General features: G+C 64.1%; 20 protein-coding genes and 1 pseudogene. 12 read left to right on the top strand and 9 right to left on the bottom strand.

Features of this window, described 5'->3' with window-relative positions; translation table 11 throughout:
* Window positions 1-68: 68 nt before the first annotated feature.
* Window positions 69-1,922 carry a caspase family protein gene (locus GA0061098_RS34730; RefSeq protein WP_129591010.1) on the bottom strand — a complete coding sequence of 618 codons (1,854 nt, stop codon included), beginning with the start codon at window positions 1,920-1,922 and terminating at the stop codon, window positions 69-71.
* A gap of 218 nt (window positions 1,923-2,140) precedes the next feature.
* Window positions 2,141-4,006 carry a CHASE3 domain-containing protein gene (locus tag GA0061098_RS34725; RefSeq protein WP_091965909.1) on the bottom strand — a complete coding sequence of 622 codons (1,866 nt, stop codon included), beginning with the start codon at window positions 4,004-4,006 and terminating at the stop codon, window positions 2,141-2,143.
* A 220-nt stretch (window positions 4,007-4,226) separates the two neighbouring features.
* On the opposite strand from GA0061098_RS34725, the gene GA0061098_RS47065 reads away from it, so the two are divergent.
* On the top strand, window positions 4,227-5,066 hold the full coding sequence (locus GA0061098_RS47065; RefSeq protein WP_283808021.1) for an ABC transporter substrate-binding protein: 840 nt from the start codon (window positions 4,227-4,229) through the stop codon (window positions 5,064-5,066).
* Window positions 5,014-5,601, top strand: coding sequence for an extracellular solute-binding protein (locus tag GA0061098_RS47060; RefSeq protein ID WP_283808020.1), 588 nt, complete (start codon window positions 5,014-5,016; stop codon window positions 5,599-5,601). Before GA0061098_RS47065 ends, GA0061098_RS47060 begins: the two co-directional genes overlap by 53 nt.
* An 81-nt stretch (window positions 5,602-5,682) precedes the next feature.
* On the opposite strand, the gene GA0061098_RS34715 is transcribed toward GA0061098_RS47060, so the two are convergent.
* Window positions 5,683-7,590 (bottom strand): acyl-CoA synthetase, encoded by a 1,908-nt coding sequence (locus tag GA0061098_RS34715; RefSeq protein ID WP_091965908.1) that lies wholly within the window; start codon window positions 7,588-7,590, stop codon window positions 5,683-5,685.
* A 248-nt stretch (window positions 7,591-7,838) separates the two neighbouring features.
* On the opposite strand from GA0061098_RS34715, the pseudogene GA0061098_RS34710 reads away from it, so the two are divergent.
* Both GA0061098_RS34710 and GA0061098_RS34705 read left to right on the top strand, forming a co-directional pair.
* Window positions 7,839-8,929: pseudogene (locus GA0061098_RS34710) on the top strand (SecDF P1 head subdomain-containing protein).
* 251 nt (window positions 8,930-9,180) lie between these two features.
* Window positions 9,181-9,987 (top strand): Crp/Fnr family transcriptional regulator, encoded by an 807-nt coding sequence (locus tag GA0061098_RS34705; protein WP_091965907.1) that lies wholly within the window; start codon window positions 9,181-9,183, stop codon window positions 9,985-9,987.
* Between the two features lie 10 nt (window positions 9,988-9,997).
* On the opposite strand, the gene GA0061098_RS34700 is transcribed toward GA0061098_RS34705, so the two are convergent.
* The gene (locus GA0061098_RS34700; RefSeq protein WP_091965906.1) at window positions 9,998-10,639 is read right to left on the bottom strand and encodes a glutathione S-transferase family protein; all 642 of its coding nucleotides are present in this window, start codon (window positions 10,637-10,639) and stop codon (window positions 9,998-10,000) included.
* 242 nt (window positions 10,640-10,881) lie between these two features.
* Between GA0061098_RS34700 and murI the strand changes: the two genes are divergently transcribed.
* The 6 genes from murI to GA0061098_RS34670 all read left to right on the top strand — a co-directional run bounded on the left by murI (window position 10,882) and on the right by GA0061098_RS34670 (window position 15,883).
* Window positions 10,882-11,673, top strand: coding sequence for a glutamate racemase (murI, locus tag GA0061098_RS34695; RefSeq protein ID WP_091965905.1), 792 nt, complete (start codon window positions 10,882-10,884; stop codon window positions 11,671-11,673).
* A 61-nt stretch (window positions 11,674-11,734) separates the two neighbouring features.
* Window positions 11,735-12,508: an HpcH/HpaI aldolase family protein gene (locus tag GA0061098_RS34690; protein WP_091965904.1), complete on the top strand. Its 774-nt coding sequence runs from the start codon at window positions 11,735-11,737 to the stop codon at window positions 12,506-12,508.
* A 68-nt stretch (window positions 12,509-12,576) separates the two neighbouring features.
* Entirely contained in the window at window positions 12,577-12,960 is a 384-nt protein-coding gene (locus GA0061098_RS34685; RefSeq protein WP_091965903.1) for a cupin domain-containing protein, read from the top strand.
* A gap of 104 nt (window positions 12,961-13,064) precedes the next feature.
* A complete protein-coding gene (locus tag GA0061098_RS34680; protein WP_091965902.1) occupies window positions 13,065-13,832 on the top strand; it encodes an acyltransferase in 768 nt (255 codons plus the stop codon).
* Between the two features lie 277 nt (window positions 13,833-14,109).
* Window positions 14,110-14,727 carry a 30S ribosomal protein S4 gene (rpsD, locus tag GA0061098_RS34675; protein WP_018316575.1) on the top strand — a complete coding sequence of 206 codons (618 nt, stop codon included), beginning with the start codon at window positions 14,110-14,112 and terminating at the stop codon, window positions 14,725-14,727.
* Between the two features lie 88 nt (window positions 14,728-14,815).
* Entirely contained in the window at window positions 14,816-15,883 is a 1,068-nt protein-coding gene (locus GA0061098_RS34670; RefSeq protein WP_091965901.1) for a threonine aldolase family protein, read from the top strand.
* Between the two features lie 106 nt (window positions 15,884-15,989).
* Here GA0061098_RS34670 and GA0061098_RS34665 read toward each other — a convergent pair whose 3' ends face one another.
* From GA0061098_RS34665 to grxD, 4 genes are read right to left on the bottom strand one after another with little or no spacing between them, the layout of a single operon-like run.
* Window positions 15,990-17,249 carry a serine hydrolase domain-containing protein gene (locus tag GA0061098_RS34665; RefSeq protein WP_165637796.1) on the bottom strand — a complete coding sequence of 420 codons (1,260 nt, stop codon included), beginning with the start codon at window positions 17,247-17,249 and terminating at the stop codon, window positions 15,990-15,992.
* Between the two features lies 1 nt (window position 17,250).
* Entirely contained in the window at window positions 17,251-18,537 is a 1,287-nt protein-coding gene (locus GA0061098_RS34660) for a serine hydrolase domain-containing protein (protein ID WP_165637795.1), read from the bottom strand.
* Between the two features lie 46 nt (window positions 18,538-18,583).
* A complete protein-coding gene (locus GA0061098_RS34655) occupies window positions 18,584-19,135 on the bottom strand; it encodes an O-acetyl-ADP-ribose deacetylase (RefSeq protein WP_091965899.1) in 552 nt (183 codons plus the stop codon).
* A 3-nt stretch (window positions 19,136-19,138) separates the two neighbouring features.
* Window positions 19,139-19,465 (bottom strand): Grx4 family monothiol glutaredoxin, encoded by a 327-nt coding sequence (grxD, locus tag GA0061098_RS34650; RefSeq protein WP_091965898.1) that lies wholly within the window; start codon window positions 19,463-19,465, stop codon window positions 19,139-19,141.
* Window positions 19,466-19,705: 240 nt separating this feature from the next.
* Here grxD and egtB point away from each other — a divergent pair, with 240 nt between their 5' ends.
* Window positions 19,706-21,001 (top strand): ergothioneine biosynthesis protein EgtB, encoded by a 1,296-nt coding sequence (egtB, locus tag GA0061098_RS34645; RefSeq protein ID WP_165637794.1) that lies wholly within the window; start codon window positions 19,706-19,708, stop codon window positions 20,999-21,001.
* Window positions 21,002-21,049: 48 nt separating this feature from the next.
* The gene (gene egtD / locus GA0061098_RS34640; protein ID WP_165637793.1) at window positions 21,050-22,021 is read left to right on the top strand and encodes an L-histidine N(alpha)-methyltransferase; all 972 of its coding nucleotides are present in this window, start codon (window positions 21,050-21,052) and stop codon (window positions 22,019-22,021) included.
* A 107-nt stretch (window positions 22,022-22,128) separates the two neighbouring features.
* Here egtD and GA0061098_RS34635 read toward each other — a convergent pair.
* Window positions 22,129-22,712: IS5 family transposase (locus GA0061098_RS34635; protein ID WP_091965896.1), on the bottom strand; the 584-nt coding region annotated here is incomplete at its 5' end.

The following is a 22,712-nucleotide window of genomic DNA, read 5'->3' as shown; positions in this document are numbered from 1 at the left end:
ATCTAACAATATTCACCACATCACCCGCGGGCCTCGATGCATTGCATGGAACCGGTCAGTCAGGGAAGCTAATTGCACACCTCGTAGGAGCCTCCGGTTGCGGTGTTCGAGCTGACCCTGCCGGGGATGACCCCGCTGACGAGCCGACACCCTTTTTGCACCGGACGACAGCCGGTCGAACTGCAAATGATCTGCCCGCTCGCCTCGGGCTTGGACGGCGCAGCTTCGGTCGCCCTCCGATCAGCATCGCGCCTCCTCGCATCCTCGCGCGTCGCGACCGGCTTCTTTTCCTGGATCTTCTCGCATTCATTGTCGTCGCCGACGCGATAGCCGGCGCGGCAGGTGATCTTGACGCATTGATCGCCGTCGGCCTTGAAGCCGAAATTGCAAACCAGCGGGCACACCCGTCCGGGCTTCGCCTTCAGCGCATCGAGCGTATTCACGCTCGCGAGCTTCACGTCGAGCTGGGTGCCGGCATATTTGTTGAACAGCGTCAGCGAGCGCTGCGCGGCCGAACTCCACTCGCTCTCCGCAGACGAGGTCAGGCAACCGACGCGGCGCAATTCGCTCTGCACGGATTTTGTCAGATCAGCCGCCGATAACGTGGATGCCGGCGCGGGCGAGAGCGCAGCGACTTTCTGGTTCTCGACTTCGGGTATCTGCCGATCGGCCGTCGGCTTGGCGGCCTGCTCAGCCCTCTCCGCCGCCTGCTTCGCGGCAAGCTCGGCCTTGGCCTTCTCCACTGCCTGCTTCTCGGCAAGCGCCTTCGCAGCCGCCGCCTCAGCCACCTTGCGCTGATGCTCGGCCGCTTCCGCTTTCGCCTGCTCGATCTGCTTTTGCTTCTCGGCCGCGATGCGCGCCTCTTCGGCTGCCTTGGCGGCAGCTGCCGCCTTCTCCTGCTCTGCCTTCTGGGCGCGCTCGGCAATGAGCCTGGTCTTTTCCTGCTCCGCCGCCTTGGCCTTTTGCTCAGCCGACGCGCGCGTCTCTTCGGCGGCGATCTTGTTCAACTGACCCTTGGCGAGGTTGGCGTAGAAACCATCCGGATATGCCGCCAGAAACGCTTCCCAGCCGTCGCGCGTCGCAAGCTGAAGCGCGAGCTCGTAATCCCTGCGAATAGCATCCTGCGGGTTGGCCTGCGGACCGGTTGCCGCCGGCCGCACGACGAGGGGCACGTCGTCGCCGCCGAGCGAGCCATAGACATAGGGCTCCTGCTTGTAGCCGGTAGCCTTGAGCACGTCGTCGCGCACGAACCCGAAGGCCTTGCGCAGATCAAGGCCCGGCTTCGGCAGATGCTCGACCAGCGCAACGGCGAACGGACTGTTTCGCGCATCGCCATCGGACGCCGTCGATCCCGCCTTGGCCGCGAACGCAATCATCGTGTTCGGGCTGGTCGGCTCGACCTTGGCGAGCCCGCGCCCGACGGCGCGTGAAGCCAGCGTGCGTTTCATCGACTTGGCGAACGGGTTGTCGCGGCAGGCATCCAGGATGATCAGGCGCAGCTGCTTGGCCGGCTCGACCGCGAACAGCGCGCGTTCGACCGGAATGGTCTCGTCGAGAACGTCGCCATCCGTCTCCAGTGTCGCGTCGGTCGGAATGAGATAGTTGGCTCCATCGAGCTCGATGCCGTGGCCGGCGTAATAGATCACCGCCATGTCCGCATCGCGCGACCTGCCGGCAAACTCGCGCAGCATGCGCCGCATCTCGCTGGCACTGAGATCCAGCCTGACGTCGACGGAATCAAAGCCCGCCTTCTTGAACATGCCGCCGACCAGCGTGGCGTCGTTCACGGGATTGCCGAGCTTGGGCGCGCTCTTGTAAGCGGAATTGCCGATCACGAGCGCGACCCGCCGGTCGGCATGCGCCGGTCCGCAGGCAAGGCCAATCGCGAATATCAACAAGACAAACAGTCGAAACGGAATCACTTGCGTCCCCCCGGATGCAATTCCCTGAGACTATTCGCTAGCGTCGCCGATTGCTAATTCTTCCTATGTGATTTTCATCACATAGAGGTCTCTAACGGCGACATGGATAATGCGGCGAAGCGTCGCCCAGTAGCGCGAGCGTAGGTTGAACCGATCCGGTTCAACCTACCTGCGCATGCACCACCCGGTGTCGCATCACGAAGGGCGCAAGCAGCGTGTTACGCGGAGCCCGTCATCGGGGTTGCAGAGCGTAGACCCGTTGGCTTGCTCGCCGTCGGCAGGCGAGCGGTCTCGTCTGACGCGAGAGGCAGGGTGAACTGAAAGACGGCGCCACGAGGCTCGTTTGCGCCGGCCCACATCCGCCCGCCATGCTCCTCGATGATCGAGCGGCAGATGGCGAGGCCCATCCCCATGCCTGTGGGCTTGGTGGTGTAGAAGGCTTCGAACAGGGTCTCTACATTCTTCGGATCCAGCCCCGGACCGGAATCCCGCAAGGTGACGAGCACGCCGTCCGATGCATCCCGACCGGTGCTGATCAGCAACTCGCGTCCCCCCTCGCCGACAGCGGCCATCGCCTCGACCGCGTTGACAATCAGGTTGAGCAGCACTTGCTGAATTTGAACCCGATCTGCCTGAATGGGCGGCAAGCCTTCGGCAAGTTGCGTTTGCACCGAGACGCCGTTCTTGAACGCTTCACTGCGGGTCAACGCGATGACATCAAGCACCGCCTGGTTGATCTCCATGTCCTCCTTTTGCGGGGGCGCCTTCCTGATAAGCGCCCGGATCCGGCCGATAACGTCGCCGGCTCGCATGCCGTCGCCGGTGATCCAGTCGAACGTCTGTCGAACTCGCTCCAGATTGGGTGGTTGAGCCCCCAGCCAGTTCAACCCGGCCTCGGCGTTCGCCACTATTGCGGCGATCGGCTGGTTGACTTCATGGGCAATCGACGCGGTGAGTTGTCCCATCGTCGTAACGCGATTGGCGTGCGCGAGCTCCATTAGGGCTTCACGGTAGCGCCGCTCGTGTTCGCGAGATTCGGCTTCCGCCCGCTTGAGAGCCGTCAGATCAAGGACGAAGCCGACCCCCTGGTCCGTGCCTTCTCCAAACATGGTCCCGCCGATCAGCACGGGCACGCGGCTTCCGTCCTTCCGCACATACTCCTTCTCGAATGCCTGGGCCGTCCCGACCCGCTTCAACTCCGCCACGGTTTCTAAGTCGCGGCCGCGCCATTCCGGCGGCGTGAGGTCGGTCCGATGCAGGCGGCCTGAGACCAGATCCTCCCGGTCGTATCCCACGATACGCAGGAATGCATCATTGGCCTCGAAAATGCGCCCCTCGACTTCCCAGATGATGATGCCGATGATGTTGGCATCGAACAGGCGCCGGATCTTGGTATCTCGCGCGGCAAGATCACTCTGGAGCTGGATGTTCTCCTCGGTCGTTTTTCTCCGCCGTTTCGCTTCGAGCCGCGCGAGCGCGAGCGCCGCGCCGGCCAACGCGACGACGAGGACAACGGCGCCGGCGATCAGCCAGGTCCAGCGTCGCTCAAATGCTTCGGCGCGCGACTCCCGGTCGGCGAGCCGAAAGCGCTCGTGATCTACCATCTGGTCGATTTGCGAGCGGATCTCGTCCATGCTGCGGATCATTGCCAGCGCGGCCAGCCCGGACGTGCCGGCCGTCTTCAGCAGCTCGTCGATCTCGCGCAGCGTTGCTGCAATGGTCAATGCCACATGTCCGGCCCGAAGGCCCTGCAACGGATCGTCCGCGACCAGCGTCTGCAGCGCCTGAGCCTCCCGGCGTACACTTTCGTCAGAGACGCCGTAGGCCTTGAGATAGGCGGGGTCGAGGGTCATGAGATACCCGCGCCTTTCGGTCTCCAGTTCCGCGACGATCGCCCGCAGCCGATCGAGCGTTTCGAGTACCTGGCGGCTATGCTCGAAGAAGTGATGAGCTGCTTGCCGCTCCTGCCAATATTGCAGGCCGAGGAAGCCGGTCGCGGCAAACAGGGTCACAAGCACTGCGACCGCAAGGATTAGCGGACGAGCAAACCATCGCAAAGACAGAGCCGGAGCAGAGGCTGACATTTGCCTAGGGTCATGCTCGCGTGAACGGCGCGTCTTCTGGTGCCGAGGCCAGAGCATTGCTAGAATGATAGCATAGATAGGCCCGCAAGGGTGAGCCGGGAACCCTGGCTAGGTTACATCGGCTTCGGCCCCCGTAAGTCGACTGGCGAGGGCCACGATGTCGCAGGGTGTGGCCCCGCTCACGTGTCGTGAATGACTGCCTTGGTGAAGGAGCATTAGCATGGCGCAGGGTGAAAACTCACTGAACCGTCAAATGCCCGCCAGCCGGCGCAGTTTCATCAAGGGATTGGGCGCGGCGGGGGCGGTGCTGCCGGCCCTTGGCGTGCTACCGCGGTGGAGTTTTGCCCAGGATGCCGCGATCCGCGCCAACGCCGCGATCGACTGGAAGCAATTTGCGGGACAGACGATCGCGCTTTCGGGCGCGATCCATCCGTGGTCGAATGCGATCACGCCGCTGTTGCCGGAGTTCACCATACTCACCGGCATCAACGTCACCATCGATTTCCAGCTGGAGACCACATATCTCGGGGCGCTGCCGATCAGGCTCGCCCGCGGTAGCAGCACGCCTGACGTCTTCATGTTCACGACCTATGGCCAGGGCATCTCGAACGGATGGCTGGAGCCACTGAACGGCTATTATTCCAACAGGTTGCTGACCGACCCCGCCTGGTATGACGAGAGCGACCTGCTCAATACGGCCCGAGCCTTCCCGCTGTGGTCGGACGGCGAACGCTACGCCGTCCCGATTACCTCGGAGGCGATGACCCTGTTCATCAACAGGGATGCGCTGGCAGCCAAGGACCAGCCGATTCCCCAGACCTTCGAAGAGCTGCTTGTCACCGCCAAGGCGGTCAAGGCCGGCGGGATGTCGGGGATCGCCATGCGGGCCCAGGCCGGCGGCAATTCCTCCCCACCGGCCCATGGGCTTCGTGTTCTCCTACGGTGGGGCCATGGTCGAGCACAACAGGGTCGTTTTCGCGAGCCCGGAGGCGATCGCGGCCGTCGAGATGTACGGACATCTGCTCAGTCAGGCCGGGCCTGCCGGCGTCGGCAGCTATGAATGGTACAACGTGCTGGACGACTTCCTGCAGGGGCGGACGGCCATGGCAATCGACAGCAGCAACTTCGCTACCGACATCTCCAATCCAGCGAAAAGCCGTGTCGCCAAGCAGGCTGGATTTGCAATCTTTCCGCATCTCGCCGGTCGCAGACCCGTCCCCTTCATGTCGCACTGGCAGGCGTGCATCAATTCCAAATCTCGAAACAAGCGGGCGGCTTTCCTGTTCCTGCTCTGGGCGACGAGCAAGGCGACCTCGCTGCAGACTGCTGCAGCGGGGCTGGCGACGACACGCGTGTCGGCCTGGTCGAGCGAGGGCTTCAAGAAGGCGTTCGGCTCGCAAGCCGCCGAAGCGGCCCTGACCAACTTGCAGAATGCGGATGTCGACCGGGCCAAGGCAATCCTTTTCCATCCGCAATCGAGACCGATCCTCGACGCCTTCATGATCGGCGTCAATGAAGTGGTCAACGGTGCGAAATCGGCGAAGGACGCGATGACGGGCGCAGCCGAAAGGGCCAATGCGGCGATCCGCGGGTAGCGGCGACGTGTTCTCTAATCGAGGAGCGCTGGAGCCACGCTGTGCGCGGCCCCATCGGCCCTACCCGCTCGACAATGCCGATTAGGCGAAAACCACCTCGTGCCGCATCACGAACGGCGCGAGCAGCTTGTCCACCTCTTCCGCGACGGCCGCCCGCTTGGCCTCCGGCACGTCCGCGATCGTTACCGTCGCGATCGAGCCGTGGCTGCCGTGGGCGCCGACCTTCACCTTGCAATCGACGCCCGTCTCGGTCAGCGGCGTCAGCACTTTGGTGAATACGCGTTGGGCCGCGTCCCAGCGGAGCTGCGGCTTGAACACCTTGCCGACGCCTGTGACCGGCATCGGGTCGATCGGAATGACCTGCACCGGGACAGCCGCGCGCTCTGGCGTGCGCTCGCGCACCCAATTTTCCAGCTCGCCCGGCTCGACCTTGGCGCCCGGCTTCAACTGCACATACCCCACGGGAAGTTCGCCGGCATAGGCGTCGGGTTGGCCGACCACGGCGGCGAAGCCGACGGCGGGGTGACGGAACATGATCTCCTCGACCGGCGCGGGATCGATGTTATGGCCGCCACGGATCACGAGGTCCTTGGCGCGACCGGTGATCCAGAGATAGCCGTCTGCGTCGAGCCGGCCGAGATCGCCGGAATTGACCCAAACCTCGTCGACGAAGGCGCCCTTGTTGTGCTCGTCGTTGAGATAGCCGCCGAATACGCCGGGCCCGGCCATGATGACGACGCCGATCTCATCAGGCGCGCAGTCGCGGATCAGGCGGCCATTGGCATCGAGTTGCACGATGCGCACGCGCGCATAAGGCATGGGAAGGCCGACCGAGCCGAGCCGGATCGGCCGCGATGGATAGGCCAGCGTGTGCACGCTCGAAGTCTCGGTCATGCCGTAGACCTCGACCACGGGCAGCTTCAGCTTGTCCTGGATCGCCGAGCCGACCGCGACGGGGATCGCCGAGCCGCCACCGGCGGCATATTTGAGGCTGGAGATGTCGGCATCGCCTGATGGCACCGCGAGCGTTGCGGCGAGCACCGTCGGCACGCTCGACAGCGCTTCCGGCTTGAAGCGCTCGACCAGGCGCCAGATGTTCTTCACTGCACTCGGATTGCGCCAGCCGCTCGGCGACAGCACGACCAACGAGCCGCCGCTCGACAGCATCGTCAGCACCTGTGTCAGCGATCCCCCGACGTGAAACAGCGGCATGCCGAACAGCAAATTGGCGCCGGGCTTCGCTCTCAGCAGCAGGTTGAGCGCCCATGCCTGATAGACTTGGTTGGTATGCGTGTGCCGCACCAGCTTGGGCGTGCCGGTGGTGCCGCCGGTGTGGAAATAGGCGGCGATGTCGGCATCCGAAATCTTGCGCCCGCTGACAAGCCGATCCGACGGCTGCTGCTTGATCAGGTCGCTGAAAGCAAAGATGCCATTCGCCGGATCGCCGCCGCCGAACACTTGCACGATCGCCTTGAGGTGCTTGAGTTGCGGGCGGATCTGCTCGACCTTCTGCCAGATGTCGGTGCCCGGCATCGGCCCGAGCGCCACCAGGATTTTGGTGTTCGCAGCTTCCAGGATCTCCGCAATCTGGTGCGGCTCCAAGAGCGGATTGACCGGATTGGCGATGCCGGCGGCCTCCGCGCCGAACAGCGTCACGAAGGCATCCGGCACCAGCGGCAGCATGAAGCTGATGACGTCGTCTTTCTCCGCGCCGAGCGCGTGAAACATGTTGGCGGCCTGCGTGACGCGCGCAATGAAATCGCGATAGGTGACCACCAGCGGCGTGTCGGCGGGATCAGCGTTTTGTAGAAACTGGATCGCCGCACCGTCGGGATTGCGCGCCGCGCCCAATTTGATGGCGTCAAACGTGCTCTCGGCAGCGATGCGGTCCGCATAGGGGACCCGCTCGAACGCCCGGACCTCCTCGTCGGTCAAAAGATCCGGATAGTCGTTGCCAATGAGCCGATCGAGCGCGTGGATGCCCGCCATGGAATTCCGTCCTCCCTCAGATACATGTCCCCGCCCCCTGTCTTTTGACATTTTGGGTCGGCGAGGCCCCGACCGATGACCAGCCCGGTGCGGACAGAATGATGGATGATTTGGCGTTCGTCCATTGCCAACGGCCCCGGCGATCGAACGTGACCTGAGCGGCGCTTGAACCTCCGCGGCTGATCCGGGGACCAAGAACTGGCACTGCATTCGCTCGCCAGCGCCCTGCCGCAAGACTTGAGGTCATCATGACGACGCCCCTGCGGAACCGCATCACACGGCTGATCGCCGCATTCGCCATCGCGTCGACGATCGCGCTGCCCCGCGCGGCGCTCGCCGCGGACGGCCAGCTCGACAAGATGCGCGCCAAGATCGCGGCATTCATCACCGACAAGATGGAGAAGCTGGGCGGATCACGCATCATCTACAAGGTGGACAGGGACGCCTTGCGGGAGGCGGTCACCACGGATCTGCGCGACGACGTCTAGACGACGTCTACAAGACCCTGCGCGAGGGTCGGATCGCCTTCTCCGGCCTTACGATTCGTGACGGCGGCGTCGATGTCAAGGTCGCGGACGCCAAGGGCCGCGAACTGCTCACGCGCAAGCTCGCCTCGGCGGCAGAGGGATTGCCCACGCACGCGCTCGCCGTGACCGACGCCGGCGACGGGCTGACCAGGCTTGCGCCGACCGATGCCGCATCCGCCGCACGGCTGCGCGATCTCGTCGAGGATTCTATCGCCATGATCGAGCAGCGCCTCAAGGACGCCGGCGTCACACTGGCCAGCGTCCAGCCTGAGGGAACGGACCGCATCCGCATCTTCCTGCCGGGCATGATGGAGCCCGAGCGCATCACCGCGATCTTCGCCAGGAAGGTCAAGGTCAGCTTCCGCCTGATCGATGTCACGATGTCGGCGGAGCAGGCGCAATCCGGCACGCCTCCGGCGGGCACGGAAGTGATGTTCGGCTTCAAGGACAAGCTTCCCTATCTCGTCAAGGCCAGCGCGCTCGACGGTGACGACATCAGCTACGCGGGACCGGGATTCACGAGCGACACGAAGGAACCGATCGCCTCGTTCCGCTTCAACGGCCGCGGTACGCGACGCTTCGCTCACATCACCGCAGAGAACGTTGGAATGCCCTTCGCCATCGCACTCGACGACAAGGTGATCTCCTCCCCCGTGATCCGCGAGCCCATCACGGGCGGCTCCGTCCAGATTTCCGGCAACTTCACCCTGGAAGAGGCCAACAGCGTCGCCATGTTGCTGCGCGCCGGCTCGCTGCCCGGACGTCTTGGCCCTGTCGAGCAGCAGGTCATCCAACCCGCCGCCAAGCCATAAGGCGAAGATCGTCAGACGCCCCGCCCGGGGCCATTCGGCCGCTCCGCGACGCCGAAGCCCGCCCCGAATCACGGCCGCGTTGCGCCCGGACGCACAACCAACGGGCAATTGCCGAAACGCCCAATCAGGCTAAAATTTGCCTCTTGCGGCGTGACGGCCAAAGGCTTCATTTCAGGCGGCCGTCATTCGATTTCGGCTATACGTGTCGAGCATACCGACCAGGACTGAAAGCCTTACGCGGGGTTAGTACCATGCCGTCCGGCAGCGCAGACATTTCCTCGATCCTCGACCGCATTCTCGATGCGGCAACGGACAACCTCAGGATCGCGAAGATCCTGGTCCAGATGGGCCTGGACCCGAACAACGTCACCTATGATGCGATCTTCAACCGGCTGCTTGAGATCTTCGTCCACAACATCACGTTTGCCAATCTATTCGCCGCGGTCGGCGCCGGTTTCTTCGTCGCTACCCTCTTGATGCGGACCATGGTGCCCCTGCGCGTTGCCAACATGATCGGCTGCGCGTTTTTTGCCGTTTTCGGCGCGCTCTCCGCGAACGTCGCGACGTTCCTGCTCTATCTGCTGCTGCTCCCGATCAACGCCCTGCGCCTGCGGCAGATGCTCAAGCTGGTCAAGAAAGCGCGCCATGCCGCCGAAGGCGACATGTCGATCGAATGGCTGAAGCCGTTCATGACCGAACGGAAATATCGCCACGGCGACACGCTGTTCAAGCTCGGCGATCCCGCCAAGGAGATGCTGCTCACGGTCACCGGCAAGTTCCTGGTCAAGGAGATCAATGTCGAGATCGGGCCTGGAGCTCTTATGGGCGAGCTCGGCTTCCTGACGCCGGACAACCGCCGCACCGGAACCATCGAATGCGTCGAGGACGGACAGGTGCTGACGATCACCTATGACCGTCTGCTCGAGATTTATTTCCAGGACCCGCAGTTCGGCTATTACTTCCTGGTGCTGACCAGCCAGCGCCTGCTGCAGAACATCGATCGTTTGCAGAAGCAGCTCGCCACGGAGCGGGCGGCCACGACGAACAGGATCGCGTGATCGCCGCTGCTCAGCCTAGCAGCAGCGCCATGCCGGGATCGCCCTTCTCCATCGCGCGCCGGTAGGCCGGGCGGGCACTGACGCGGCCGAGATATTTGACCACGTTCGGGCAGCGTTGGACATCATAGGGCTGGAAGTAGCGCATCGTCGTCAGCGAAAAGCCCATCATGATGTCGGCGGTGGTGAAGGCGTTGCCCGCCAGATATTCGGCGTCGCGAAGGCGCGCGTCGAGGAGATCGTAGGAGCGATCGAGCCGTCGCTTCATGGCAAGCAGGGTCGGGTTGTCCTTTGCAAGATCGAGCCGGTTCAGAATCATCATCCGCCCCATGCCTGGTTGCAAGGTGCCATTGGCGAAGTGAAGCCAATACAGGAACTGCGGGAAGGCGGGATCATTGGGGCCGAGCACCAGACGGCCGTTGCCGTACTTTGCGATGATGTAGTCGACGATGGCACCGGACTCCGCGAGCACAAGATCGCCGTCGGTCACGACGGGCGCTGCCCCGCTCGGGTGCAGCGTCTTGTACTCCGGCGGCGCCAGCATGGTGACGGGATCGCGTGCATAGCGCTTCAGCTCATAGGAAAGCTCCAGCTCCTCGCACAGCCAGACGATGCGCTCGGACTGAGACCTGCCGAGATGATGGACGGTGAGCATGAGGCCTCCTGCAGCAGTAAGTTGGGCACGTCGTGATGACGCATATAGCAGCCATGCCAGGGCGGGCTCTCGGTCTTGTGCCCTGGAGACGCAGCGCAGTGCCTTCGTGGGCGTGCGCTGCAGAGCTGGGGCCTTCCAGCCGGGTTTCCTGTCCGCAGCGCGTCCGGCTTCCCCCCAAAACGGCCCCGCCGCAAAATCGCCCTAAAAACCGAATGGTAACCATGACGGGCTAGGGTAATGACGTGACCAATTCTCCGACGATCCTGGTGTTCGATTCCGGCCTTGGCGGGCTCACGGTGCTCCGCGAGGTCGTGGCCGCGCGTCCGGACGCCCATTTCGCCTACGTCGCCGACGACGCCTTCTTTCCCTACGGCCACCACAGCGAGGACGAGATCATCGCCCGCGTCGTGCCGCTGATGGGGGAACTGATCGGCACGCATGACCCTGACATCATCGTCATCGCCTGCAACACGGCGTCCACCCTGGTCCTGTCCCACTTGCGCGCCACTTATTCGGTGCCCTTCGTCGGCACGGTGCCGGCGATCAAGCCGGCCTGCGCGCAATCGAGGACCCGCCGCGTCTCGGTGCTCGGCACCAAGGGCACGGTGAAGCGCGAATACACCAAGGCCCTGATCCGCGATTTCGCGCAGGGCTGCGAGGTGACGCTGGTCGGCTCGCCCGAGCTTGCCTCGCTGGCCGAAGCTGAGCTCAGCGGCACTTCCGTCAGCGACGGCGACATCCTGGCCGAACTCGCCCCCTGCTTCGTCGGCGAAGACGCGACCTCGCGCACCGACACCGTCGTGCTCGCCTGCACACATTATCCGCTGCTGCTCGACCGGTTGAAGCGGCTGGCGCCCTGGCCGGTCGACTGGATCGATCCCGCGCCGGCGATCGCCCGCCGCGTCTCGGATCTGCTCGGCCCGCGCATCGGCGGCATCGCACAGGCCGGCGCCGAGATGATCTTCACCTCGAACCGCGTGCACGGCCTTTCGGCCACGCTGACGCCGTTCTTCGGCGGCCGCGCGCTGGCCTGACTTTGCGCATCGGCGCCGCGCTGCTAGGTTTTGCCGTCGTCACCTCACCGCAGGCCTTTCCATGTCGGTCCAGACCCCGCCGCTCAACCGCCTCCGCCAATTGTGGCGCGATGGCCGCCCCTCTTTCGGCGCGATCGCGACCATCCCGAGCGTGCAGATGGTGCAGATCATGGCGCGCTCGCTCGACTGGATCATCGTCGATCTCGAACATGGACCGATCGGCCTCACTGAAGCGCACGCGATGATCGCCGCGACCACCGGCACGCCGTGCACGCCCCTGGTGCGGATCGCGGCGAATGAGCCGTGGCTTGCGAAGGCGCCGATGGACATCGGCGCCTTCGGCATCAACTTTCCGATGATCACGAACCGCACTGATGCCGAGAAGGCGGTCCGCAGCGTGCGCTACCCGCCGCGCGGCGACCGGCTCTGGGGTCCGTTCCACGCCCCGTTCCGCTGGGGCCAGTCGATGCCGGACTACATGGCAAGCGCCGACGACGAGATGATCTGCATGATCACCATCGAGCATGTCGATGCCGTCAACCGCATCGACGAGATCATGGCGACGCCGGGCATCGACGTCGCGGTGATCGGCCCTGGCGATCTCGCCACCTCCATCAACAAGCGCGGCCAGATGGACGATCCGGAACTGCTGGAGCTGGTCGCGCGCGCCGAGGCCGGCATCCTGAGAAGCGGGGTGCCGATCGGCGGCGTGGCCCGCACCGCCGACCAGGCCAACGCCCTGGTCGACCGCGGCTACCGCGCCATCGCGCTCGGCTTCGACTGGTCGCTGCTCCAGCGCGGCATCCTGGCGGCGTTCGAGGGCATCAGACGCTGAGCAGCCCGATTGCCGCCTTGCCGGGAACTGCGGCCCTGCTAGGGTCGGCCGCATCGGGAGGAAAAACCATGCTCAAGAAGACTTTGCTCGCTCTGACCTTTACTGGCCTCGCCTTCGCGGCCTTCGCCCAGCAGCCCGGCATCAAGCGCACCCCGCTCCAGAAAGTCGAATTTCCGGAGGGCTATAATACCATCACCGCCATTGCGGAGGTCCCGGCGGGCGGCGCGGCCGGACGCCATACCCATCCCGGAATTGAGACCGGTTATGTGCTGGAAGGCGAGCTCAATCTCCTCGTCGAGGGGCAGCCGGAGAAGACCCTGAAGGCCGGCGATTCCTACCAGATCCCGGCAGGTGTCGTGCACGACGCCAAGGCTCATGGCGATAAAGCCATGAAAGTGCTTGGAGTTTACGTCGTCGACAAGACCAAGCCGCTGGCTTCGCCGGCTCCCTGATTCGTCGAACCGACCGGCCCCAAGGGGGTTGGTTCATGCTAGAGCAGGCGGCGAGCGGGCGCCCGCTCACTGCTCATTTTTCAATCTGCGGGAACCCAAGACCGATGCGCGGGACGCCAAAGCCCATTTCGCTGCCGCGCCGCCTGATTTGCGACCTCATGCGCGCGTCGATGGACGTGCCATTTGTTTCGCTCTCCCGTTCGCTCAATATCCGCCCCCTGCTCGAGGCACGCGCCGGAGCCGCCGCACCGGCGGGGTGGGCCGCGACCTTCGTCAAGGCGTTCGCCCTGGTCGCCAGGGACGAGCCGATCCTGCGCACCGTCTACGCCAAATGGCCCTGGCCGACGTTCTACGAACTGCCGAACAGCGTGGCGTCGGTGGCGATCGCCCGGGTCGAGGACGGCGAGGAATGCGTGATGCCGCAGCGAATCGCGGCCCCCGAGGCCATGGCGCTGGCCGCGGTCGACGCCGAGATCCGGCGCGGCAAGACGGCGCCGATCGCAGACGTCCCGATGTTCCGGAAGATCATGCGGGCAACCCGCCTGCCGCTGCCGCTGCGGCGCCTATCCTGGGCGATCGGCCTCAATTTCGGCCGCCAGCGTGGCAACTGGTTCGGCAGTTTTGCGGTGAGCTCGGTGGCCGCCTATGGCGGCGGCGAGCTCCACCCGATCACGCCGGGCCCCTTCATCGTCAGCTACGGCCTGGTCGAGCCCGACCAGACCATTCATGTCGTGATCCGCTGGGACCACCGGGTTACCGATGCGGCACCGATCGCCCGGGTCCTGACCCGGCTGGAGCAGGTCCTGAACACTGAAATCGCTGCCGAATTGCGGGCGGCCGGCGCGAAGCCGATAAGGGTGGTCGGGACATGAGCACCGTCGTTCCGGGGCGGCTCGCAGAGCCTCACCCGGAACCTCGAGATTCCGGGTCGATGCTGCCGCATCGCCCGGAATGACGGGCTAAACAATTGACAGCGAACCCCAAACTCACTTAAAAGCCGCCTGCTCGCGGGCCGATTTCGGCCCGCGAAGCGTTTCGCGACCCGTGGTCCTCTCCCTTGAAGCTTTGGGGATCGGACCTGTCAGTGCCGGGCTAGCCCGTCACACAGGAGGGCGCGTTTCCTCAAACCATGTACCTGAAGAGGACGCGATGACTAAGCGCAGTGAGGCGAAGTACAAACTCGATCGCCGTATGGGCCAGAACATCTGGGGCCGCCCGAAGAGCCCCGTGAATCGCCGCGAGTACGGCCCCGGCCAGCATGGCCAGCGCCGCAAGGGCAAGCTCTCGGACTTCGGCGTGCAGCTGCGCGCCAAACAGAAGCTGAAGGGCTACTACGCCAACATCTCCGAGCGTCAGTTCCACGGCATCTATGTCGAGGCGAGCCGCCTCAAGGGTGACACCGGCGAGAACCTGATCGGCCTGCTGGAGCGTCGTCTCGACGCGGTCGTCTACCGCGCCAAGTTCGTCTCGACGATCTTCGCTGCCCGCCAGTTCATCAACCACGGCCACATCAAGGTGAACGGCCGCAAGGTCAACATCTCGAGCTATCAGCTCAAGGTCGGCGACGTGATCGAGGTCAAGGAAGCCTCCAAGCAGCTCGCCCACGTGCTCGAAGCCAGCCAGCTCCCCGAGCGCGACACCCCGGACTATCTCGAAGTCGACCACGGCAAGATGACCGCGAAATACGTGCGCATCCCCGGCCTCTCCGACGTGCCGTTCCCGGTGCAGATGGAGCCGCATCTGGTCGTCGAATTCTATTCGCGCTAATATCTGAGTATCGAAAGGCCCCGGTTCGCCGGGGCCTTTTTGCTTAAGAGCCACAATTCAGTGGCCGCAATGCGTTAGGAGCCGTCGCATGCTCTACACCCCTCCCCCTGTTGATCCCAAGGCGCCGCCGGTGCGCATCAATCTGCTCTCGGACACGCAGACCAAGCCGACGGCCGCGATGCGCGACGCCATGGCGCGGGCTGAGGTCGGCGACGAGCAGGTCGGTGACGATCCGACCGTGAATGCGCTGTGCGAGCGCGTCGCCGCGCTGATGGGCAAGGAAGCCGCGGTCTACATGCCCTCGGGCACGATGTGCAACGTCACCGCGACGCTGGTGCATTGCCGTCCCGGCGACGAGATCCTGGCGCACGAGACCGCGCACATCATCGCCCGCGAAGGCGGCGCGCATGCGGCGATCGGCGGTTTTCAGGTGACGCAGCTCAGGGGGCCCGACGGCCAGTTCACGCCGGAGACATTCCGGAAAGCCCTGCATCCACGCACGCGCTACCAGCCGCCGCAGACCGTCGTCAGCGTCGAGCAGACCGCCAATATCGGCGGCGGCACGATCTGGAAGAAGGCCGCGCTCGACGAGATCGTCGCGATCGCGAAACAGCACGGCCTCGTCACCCACATGGACGGCGCGCGCCTGCTCAACGCCACCGTCGCCAGCGGCATCTCCCCGCGCGACATGACCGCCGGCTGGGACTCGGCCTGGATCGACTTCTCCAAGGGCCTGGGCGCACCGATCGGTGGCGTGCTCGCGGGCTCGCGCGCCTTCATTGATGCGGTCTGGCAGTGGAAGCAGCGCCTCGGCGGATCGATGCGGCAGGCCGGCATCTGCGCCGCCGCCTGCATCTACGCGCTCGACCATCACGTCGACCGCCTCGCCGACGACCACGCCAATGCGCGCGCGCTCGCCCGCGGGCTGTCGCAGATCCCCGGCGTCGAGGTGCAGGAGCCCGAGACCAATCTCGTATTTTTCAAGCCCGACGGCGCCGGCATTGCCGGCGACAAGATGGTTGCGGCGCTGCGCCAGCGCGGCGTGACGCTCGCGATGATGGACGGCCGCATCCGCGCCTGCACCCATCTCGACGTCAATGCGGCCCAGATCGAGGAGACGATCGGGTACGTCAGAGAGATCGTGCGCGGGGCGTAGCTCTTGTAGCCCGGAAGGAGCGAAGCGAAATCCGGGGCAGTCTTTCCGTTGGCGCGAATCCCGGATTGCGCTGCGCTCCTTCCGGGCTACGAAGAAACGCCTGCGCTCACCGCCCCATCGCCTGATAGATCAGCGTCTTCAACGCCAGCTGGATCCGGCCGCGTTGCGACGGGGTTTGCACCATGAAGATCCCGAACAGGTCGTCCTCGGGATCGATGAAGAAGAAGGTGCCGCCGACGCCGTCCCAGCGATATTCGCCAAGCGGCCATGACGTCCCCGGGGGCACCGAAGTGCGCACCGCAAATCCGAGGCCGAAGCCGGAGCTGCCGCTCGGATAATAGTTCTGATCGCGCGCGATCTTCGTTTCCGGCCCGATGTGATCCGACGCCATCAGCGCGATGGTCTCGGGCTTGAGATAGCGCCGGCCTTCATAGCTGCCACCATTCAGCAGCATCTGCGCGAAGCGGGCGTAGTCGCCGACTGTGCCGACCATCCCCCCGCCGCCCGATTCCCACTTCACCGGCCGCCTGATATCGCGAACCTGCGTCGTCGGATTGATGTTGCGATCCTCCGGCATCGGCTCGGCAACGCGCGGGAATTTAGCGGGATCGGCGACGAAGAACGCCGTCTCGGTCATGCCGAGCGGATCGAGCAGCCGTTCCCTCTCGAACTGGAGCAGCGTCTTTCCCGAGATCACCTCGACGACGCGGCCGAGCACGTCGGTGGAGAAGCCGTAGTCCCACACCGTGCCCGGCTGCTCGACCAGCGGCAGCGTGGCGATTTTCGCGGCGAAGTCGGCATTGCTGAGATTGCTGTTGAAGAGATTGGCTTCGGCATAGAGCTCGCGCACTGCGCCGCCGTCATGATAGCCGTAAGGCAGCCCTGAGGTGTGGCGCAAGAGGTCCTTGATCGTGACGGGACGCTCCAGCGGCTCCAGCGCCAGAGCGACCTTGCTATCCTCGGCCTTCTTCTCCACGCCGACCTTCATGCCGGCGAAAGCAGGAATGTATTTCGAGACCGGATCGTCGAGCGCGATCTTGCCCTCCTCGACCAGCATCATCGCCATGACTGATGTGATCGGCTTTGACATCGAATAGAGACGGAAGATCGTGTCCGCGCTCATCGAACTCTCGGTCGCGACATCGCGAACGCCGAAATTCTCGTAATAGACCGGCTTGCCATGCTGCTGGAGCAGCAGAATGGCGCCGGGAATCTTGCCGGTGGCGATCTCGTTCCGGATGTAGTCGGAAACCTTTGCAAGGCCCTCGGGCGAGAAGTTGCGCGCGGCGCGCTCGGAGCTCGCCTGCGCACTCACGACACCGAACAGAAAGGCGAGCGCCGCAATGAAGGAGCGACGCCCGGTCATGTCACTTCTCCATGGCTTCATAGACCAACTGCTTCAATGTCCGCTGCACGCGCTGGCGCTCGGTCGGGGTCTGCTCCAGCAGCACGAAGAACATGTCCTGCTTGGGATCGATCACGAAATAGCAGCCGGAGGCGCCGTCCCATTTCAACTCGCCGAGATTGCCGGGCGGCGGCGGCTTGGCGTTGCCGGGATCGGTGCGCACCGCGAGCCCGAGGCCGAAGCCGAAACCGTCGCCGGGGAAATAGAAATAGTCGCGGTCGACGCCTGATTTGGGGCCGAGCTGATCGGTCGTCATCAGCTTGAACGTCTCGGGCTTGAGAATGGTCTTGCCGTCGAGGCTGCCGCCGTTGAGCAGCATCTGCGCGAACCGCTCATAATCGGCCATGGTCGTCACCATGCCACCGCTGGCGAACTGCATCTTCTTGACCACGGTCGGATCGTTGATCCGGCCAACGCGGAAGTCGCTGTCGTTCGGCACCGGCTGCGCCAGAAGCTTCTGCTTCTCGGGAGCGGTGACGAAGAAGCCGGTGTCGACCATGCCGAGCGGATCGAGCAGCTTCTCGCGCATGATGTCGATCAGCGGCTTGCCGGCCGCGATCTCCATCACGCGTGCCAGCACGTCGGTGGAATGGCCGTATTGCCAGAGCGCGCCCGGCTGGTTGTGCAGCGGGAGTTTTGCGATGCGTTCGGCGAACTCGGCGAGGTCGAAATCGCCGGCGTAGATGTTGGCCTCGCGATAGGCCTTGCGGACCAGGCTGTCACCATAAAAGCCATAGGTGATGCCCGAGGTGTGCGTCATCAGATCGTGCACCGTCATCGGCCGGTTCGCCGGCACCAGCTCGAGCGACTTGGTGCCGTCCTCCGCCTTCTTCTCGACGCCGACCTTCACGTTGGCGAAGGACGGAATGTACTTCGAGACGGGATCATCCAACTTGATCTTGCCGTCCTCGACCAATTGCATCGCGACCACCGACGTGATCGCCTTGGACATCGAGAACAGGCGGAAGATCGTCTTGTCCGTAATCGGCGCCTTGCTGACCACGTCCTGCACGCCGAAGGCTTCGTGATAGACCGGCTTGCCATGCTGCCGGATCAGCACGGTCGCGCCGGCGATCTTGCCGGTCGCAACCTCGTTCTTGAAGAATTCGCTGATCTTGCCGAGCTTGTCCTGATTGAAATGCGCACCGGCCGGAATCTCGTAGATGCCTTCCGCTCGCGCCAGCGACATCGCGCCGAGCGACACCAGCGCGCCGCAGACCAGCGCACGCAGTCCAGACTGTGAAATCATATCCCCTCCCCGGAACATGGTCCGGCGGAGTGTACCGACCGCGTCATCAGGCACAAGGGCCGGCGTGTCGCGCAAGTGCCTCGGCATGGAGCTTGGCGCTCGGCTCGGCGAAGCAGCAGAACACCACGCGGGCCACGGACGGCGCCGTAGCGAGCCCTTCGATTGTGGTACGAACGGCGATATCGGCGGCCCGGTCGGCTGGAAAGCGGAAAATGCCGGTCGAAATCGCGGGGAATGCCACCGAGGTCAGCTTGTGCTTCCCGCACAGCTCCATCGAGCGGCGATAACAGGACGCGAGCAGGTCATCTTCGCCGAGGCTACCGCCATTCCAGACCGGTCCGACGGTGTGGATCACATGGGCAGCCCTGAGCCGGTAGCCTTTGGTGATCTTGGCATCACCCGTCTTGCAGCCGTGGAGCATGCGGCATTCGGCGACCAGATCGGGCCCTGCGGCCTGATGGATCGCACCATCCACGCCGCCCCCACCAAGGAGCGACGTGTTGGCCGCGTTGACGATGGCGTCAACGCTCAGTGTGGTGATGTCTGCGACAATGACCTCGAGCTCGGCGCCGCCGATCCGGCGCGTCAGCCGGGTCACGGATCAGGCCGCGACGACGACGCCCTTCTCGGTGAAAAGCTGCTGCAATTCGCCGGCCTGGAACATCTCGCGGATGATGTCGCAGCCACCGACGAACTCGCCCTTCACATAGAGCTGCGGGATGGTCGGCCAGTTGGAGAAGGTCTTGATGCCGTTGCGCAGTTCGGCGGATTCGAGAACGTTGAGGCCCTTATAGCCGACGCCGATATGGTCGAGGATCTGGACGACCTGGCCGGAGAAACCGCACTGCGGAAATTGCGGCGTGCCCTTCATGAACAGAACCACGTCGTTCGACTTCACTTCGTTGGCGATGAATTCCTCGATGCTCATTTCCGTGTCCTTCTGGGGCGGAGCCCTCACCAATCAATTCGGGCTGGCTCAGCCGATCTAACCCGATACCTGCCTATATATGTAGCCCAAACCGTTGTGCATCCAAAGTAAAATGGCGGCGACACGCCCCCGCTGGCCGGGTTGCCCCCCAGCCGGATCCATAGGCTGATGACATCAATATCATCGCCTGGGAGGACTTTCATACCGTAACGGAGCCCCTATCTAGGACGAACCCAGGTTTTGGAACCGGGCAACGCCAACAACGTTCTCTTGTCCTGTCTGGAGAAAAACGTGACGAAACAAGCCTCCGCTACGGCCGCCCCCTCGCTTTCGTCACTGTCCTCTGCCGGTAACCTCGCTCAGCGGCTGGAAGACGCCTTTCTTGCCGTCCGCAACGAGACCGAGCGCCGGGCCGCGCCGCTGTCGCCGGAGGACCAGCAGATCCAATCCATGCCGGATGCGAGTCCGACGAAATGGCACCGGGCCCATACCACCTGGTTCTGGGAGCAATTTTTGCTCGGCGAGCACGCAGCTAGCTACCGGCCCTTCCACCCCGATTTCGCGTTCCTGTTCAATTCCTATTACGTCAGCGCCGGCCCGCGTCACGCCCGCAATCATCGCGGTGATATCACCCGTCCCAGCGCAAACGAGGTCGGCGTCTATCGCAAATATGTCGATGCGGCCGTCGTCAAATTCTTCCGCGAGACCGGCACGGACAAGCTTCGCGAGATCGCACCACTGGTCGAGGTAGGGCTCAACCACGAGCAGCAACACCAGGAATTGATGTTCACCGACATCCTGCACGCCTTCGCGCAGAACCCGGTCTATCCGGCCTACGACCCGGACTGGCGCTTCCCGGCCGCGACGCGCGCCGCCGATGACTGGCTGACGCTGAACGAGGGCATCCACACAGTCGGCCATGTCGACGACAGCTTTCATTTCGACAACGAGAAGCCGGCGCATCGCGCCCTGGTCGGCCCGGTCAGGGTCGCGCGCAATCTGGTCACCAATGCCGAATGGCTGGCCTTCATGCAGGACGGCGGCTATCGGCGTGCGACGCTGTGGTTGATGGACGGCTTTGCCGCGGCCAGCCAGGAAGACTGGCAGGCCCCGGGTCACTGGCGCGAGATCGATGGCCAGTGGCACGTGATGACGCTGGCCGGTGTGAAGCCGGTCGACCCCACCGCGCCGGCCTGTCATATCAGCTACTACGAAGCCGACGCCTTCGCGCGCTGGGCCGGCAAACATCTGCCGACCGAGATGGAGTGGGAGGTCGCGGCCCGCGCCGGCCAGCTCAACGATGCCTTCGGCATCGTCTGGCAGTGGACCCGCAGCTCGTACGCGCCCTATCCCGGCTACCGCGCCATCGAAGGCGCGCTCGGCGAGTACAACGGCAAGTTCATGGTCAACCAGCTGGTGCTGCGAGGCTCCTCGCTTGCAACTCCGGAAGGCCACAGCCGTATCACCTATCGGAACTTCTTCTATCCGCACCACCGCTGGCAGTTCACGGGACTGCGGCTCGCCGATTACGACTAACATTTCCGACGACAAATGCGCGCCGGACAGCGCGTTCAGGAGAGTATCATGAATGTGCACGCCAGCGCTTTGGCCGAAGCCCATCTTCCCGACGAGCAGACCACCGCCTTCGCTCGCGAGGCCATCAAGGACCTCTCGCAGCAGCCGAAAACCCTGTCGCCGAAATATTTCTACGACGCGACCGGATCGGAGCTGTTCGAGGCGATCACGAAGCTGCCGGAATATTATCCGACGCGGACCGAGCTCTCGATCCTGAAGGATCGTGGCAGCGAGATCGCGAAGATCATTCCAGAGCATGCCGCACTGGTTGAGTTCGGCGCGGGCGCGACGACGAAGGTCCGCCTGCTGCTGAACCATTGCAGGTTTGCGGCCTATGTACCCGTCGACATCTCCGGTGACTTCCTCAAGGCGCAGGCGAACGGCCTGAAGCGCGACTTCCCGTCGCTCGGCATCTATCCGGTGGCCGCCGATTTCACCACGCCGTTCGAGCTGCCGAGGGCGGTCGCGTCGATGTCCAAGGTCGGCTTCTTCCCCGGCTCGACCATCGGCAATTTCGAGCCGCATGAAGCCCAATCTTTCCTCAAGAGCGCGCGCGCGATCCTGGGCCGGGGCGCGCAGATGATCATCGGCGCCGACCTCGAGAAGGACGAACGGGTCCTGCACGACGCCTATAACGACGCCGCCGGCGTCACCGCGCGCTTCAACCTCAATGTTCTCGTGCGGATCAACCGCGAGCTTGGCGGCAATTTCGACCTCTCCGCCTTCACCCACCGCGCGATCTACAATCGCGAGCGGCACCGCATCGAGATGCATCTGATCAGCAAGAAGAGCCAGACCGTGCGCCTGCTCGGCACCAGCTTCTCGTTCCGCCCCGGTGAGAGCATCCACACCGAGAACAGCTACAAATACAGCATCGAGCGTTTCGCTGCGCTGGCGCAGGGTGCCGGCTGGCGGGTGCGCGAGAGCTGGACGGATGCGGCCAAGATGTTTTCGGTGCACGCGCTGGAGGTGGCGGAGTAAACGCTCCGGCGGTTATCCGCGAGAGCGCTTTCCCCGCAGCGCATCCTTCGAGACGCCCGCTTAGGCGGACTCCTCAGAGCCTGACTCAAAAAGGCGTGTAGATGCTTTCAGGGTGCGGCCAGGCGGCGAATTAGGAGCCTCAGATGGGCGGCGAGCAGCCAGGCGCGCTCGGTGGCGGCAGAGCCTTCGAAGTCTTTGGAGAGGCGCCGGCATCTGCCGAGCCATGCAAAGGTCCGTTCGACGACCCAGCGCCTGGGCAGGAGCTGGAAGCCTTTGACGCCGCGCGGCCGCTCGACGATCTCGATCGTCCAGGGTCCGCAGTCTGAGAGTGCGTTGAGGAGTTGTTTGCCGCGATAAATCCGGTCGGCAAAGACATGCTGAAGCGTTGGGAAGCGGCCTCGCAAGTCCTTCAATAGGGGAACGGCACCGTGGACATCCTGGATGTTGGCAGGATGGACATATGCAGCCAGCAAGTGGCCGTCGGTGTCGGTCACGATATGGCGCTTGCGCCCATGGAGGCGCTTGCCGGCATCGAATCCGCGTGGTCCGCCAGCCTCGGTCGTCGAGGCGGTCTGGCTATCGATGACGGCGGCTGTCGGTCTTGGCTTTCGTCCCAGTTGCCGGCGCGACTTGCGAACCAGAGCTTCGGCAATCTGCTGCCATCTACCCGTGTCGCGCCAAGCGTAGAAAT

Origin of the sequence: Bradyrhizobium shewense (genome assembly GCF_900094605.1) — a bacterium.
GTDB lineage: Bacteria > Pseudomonadota > Alphaproteobacteria > Rhizobiales > Xanthobacteraceae > Bradyrhizobium > Bradyrhizobium shewense.
This window is presented reverse-complemented; position numbering and strand designations above follow the sequence as displayed.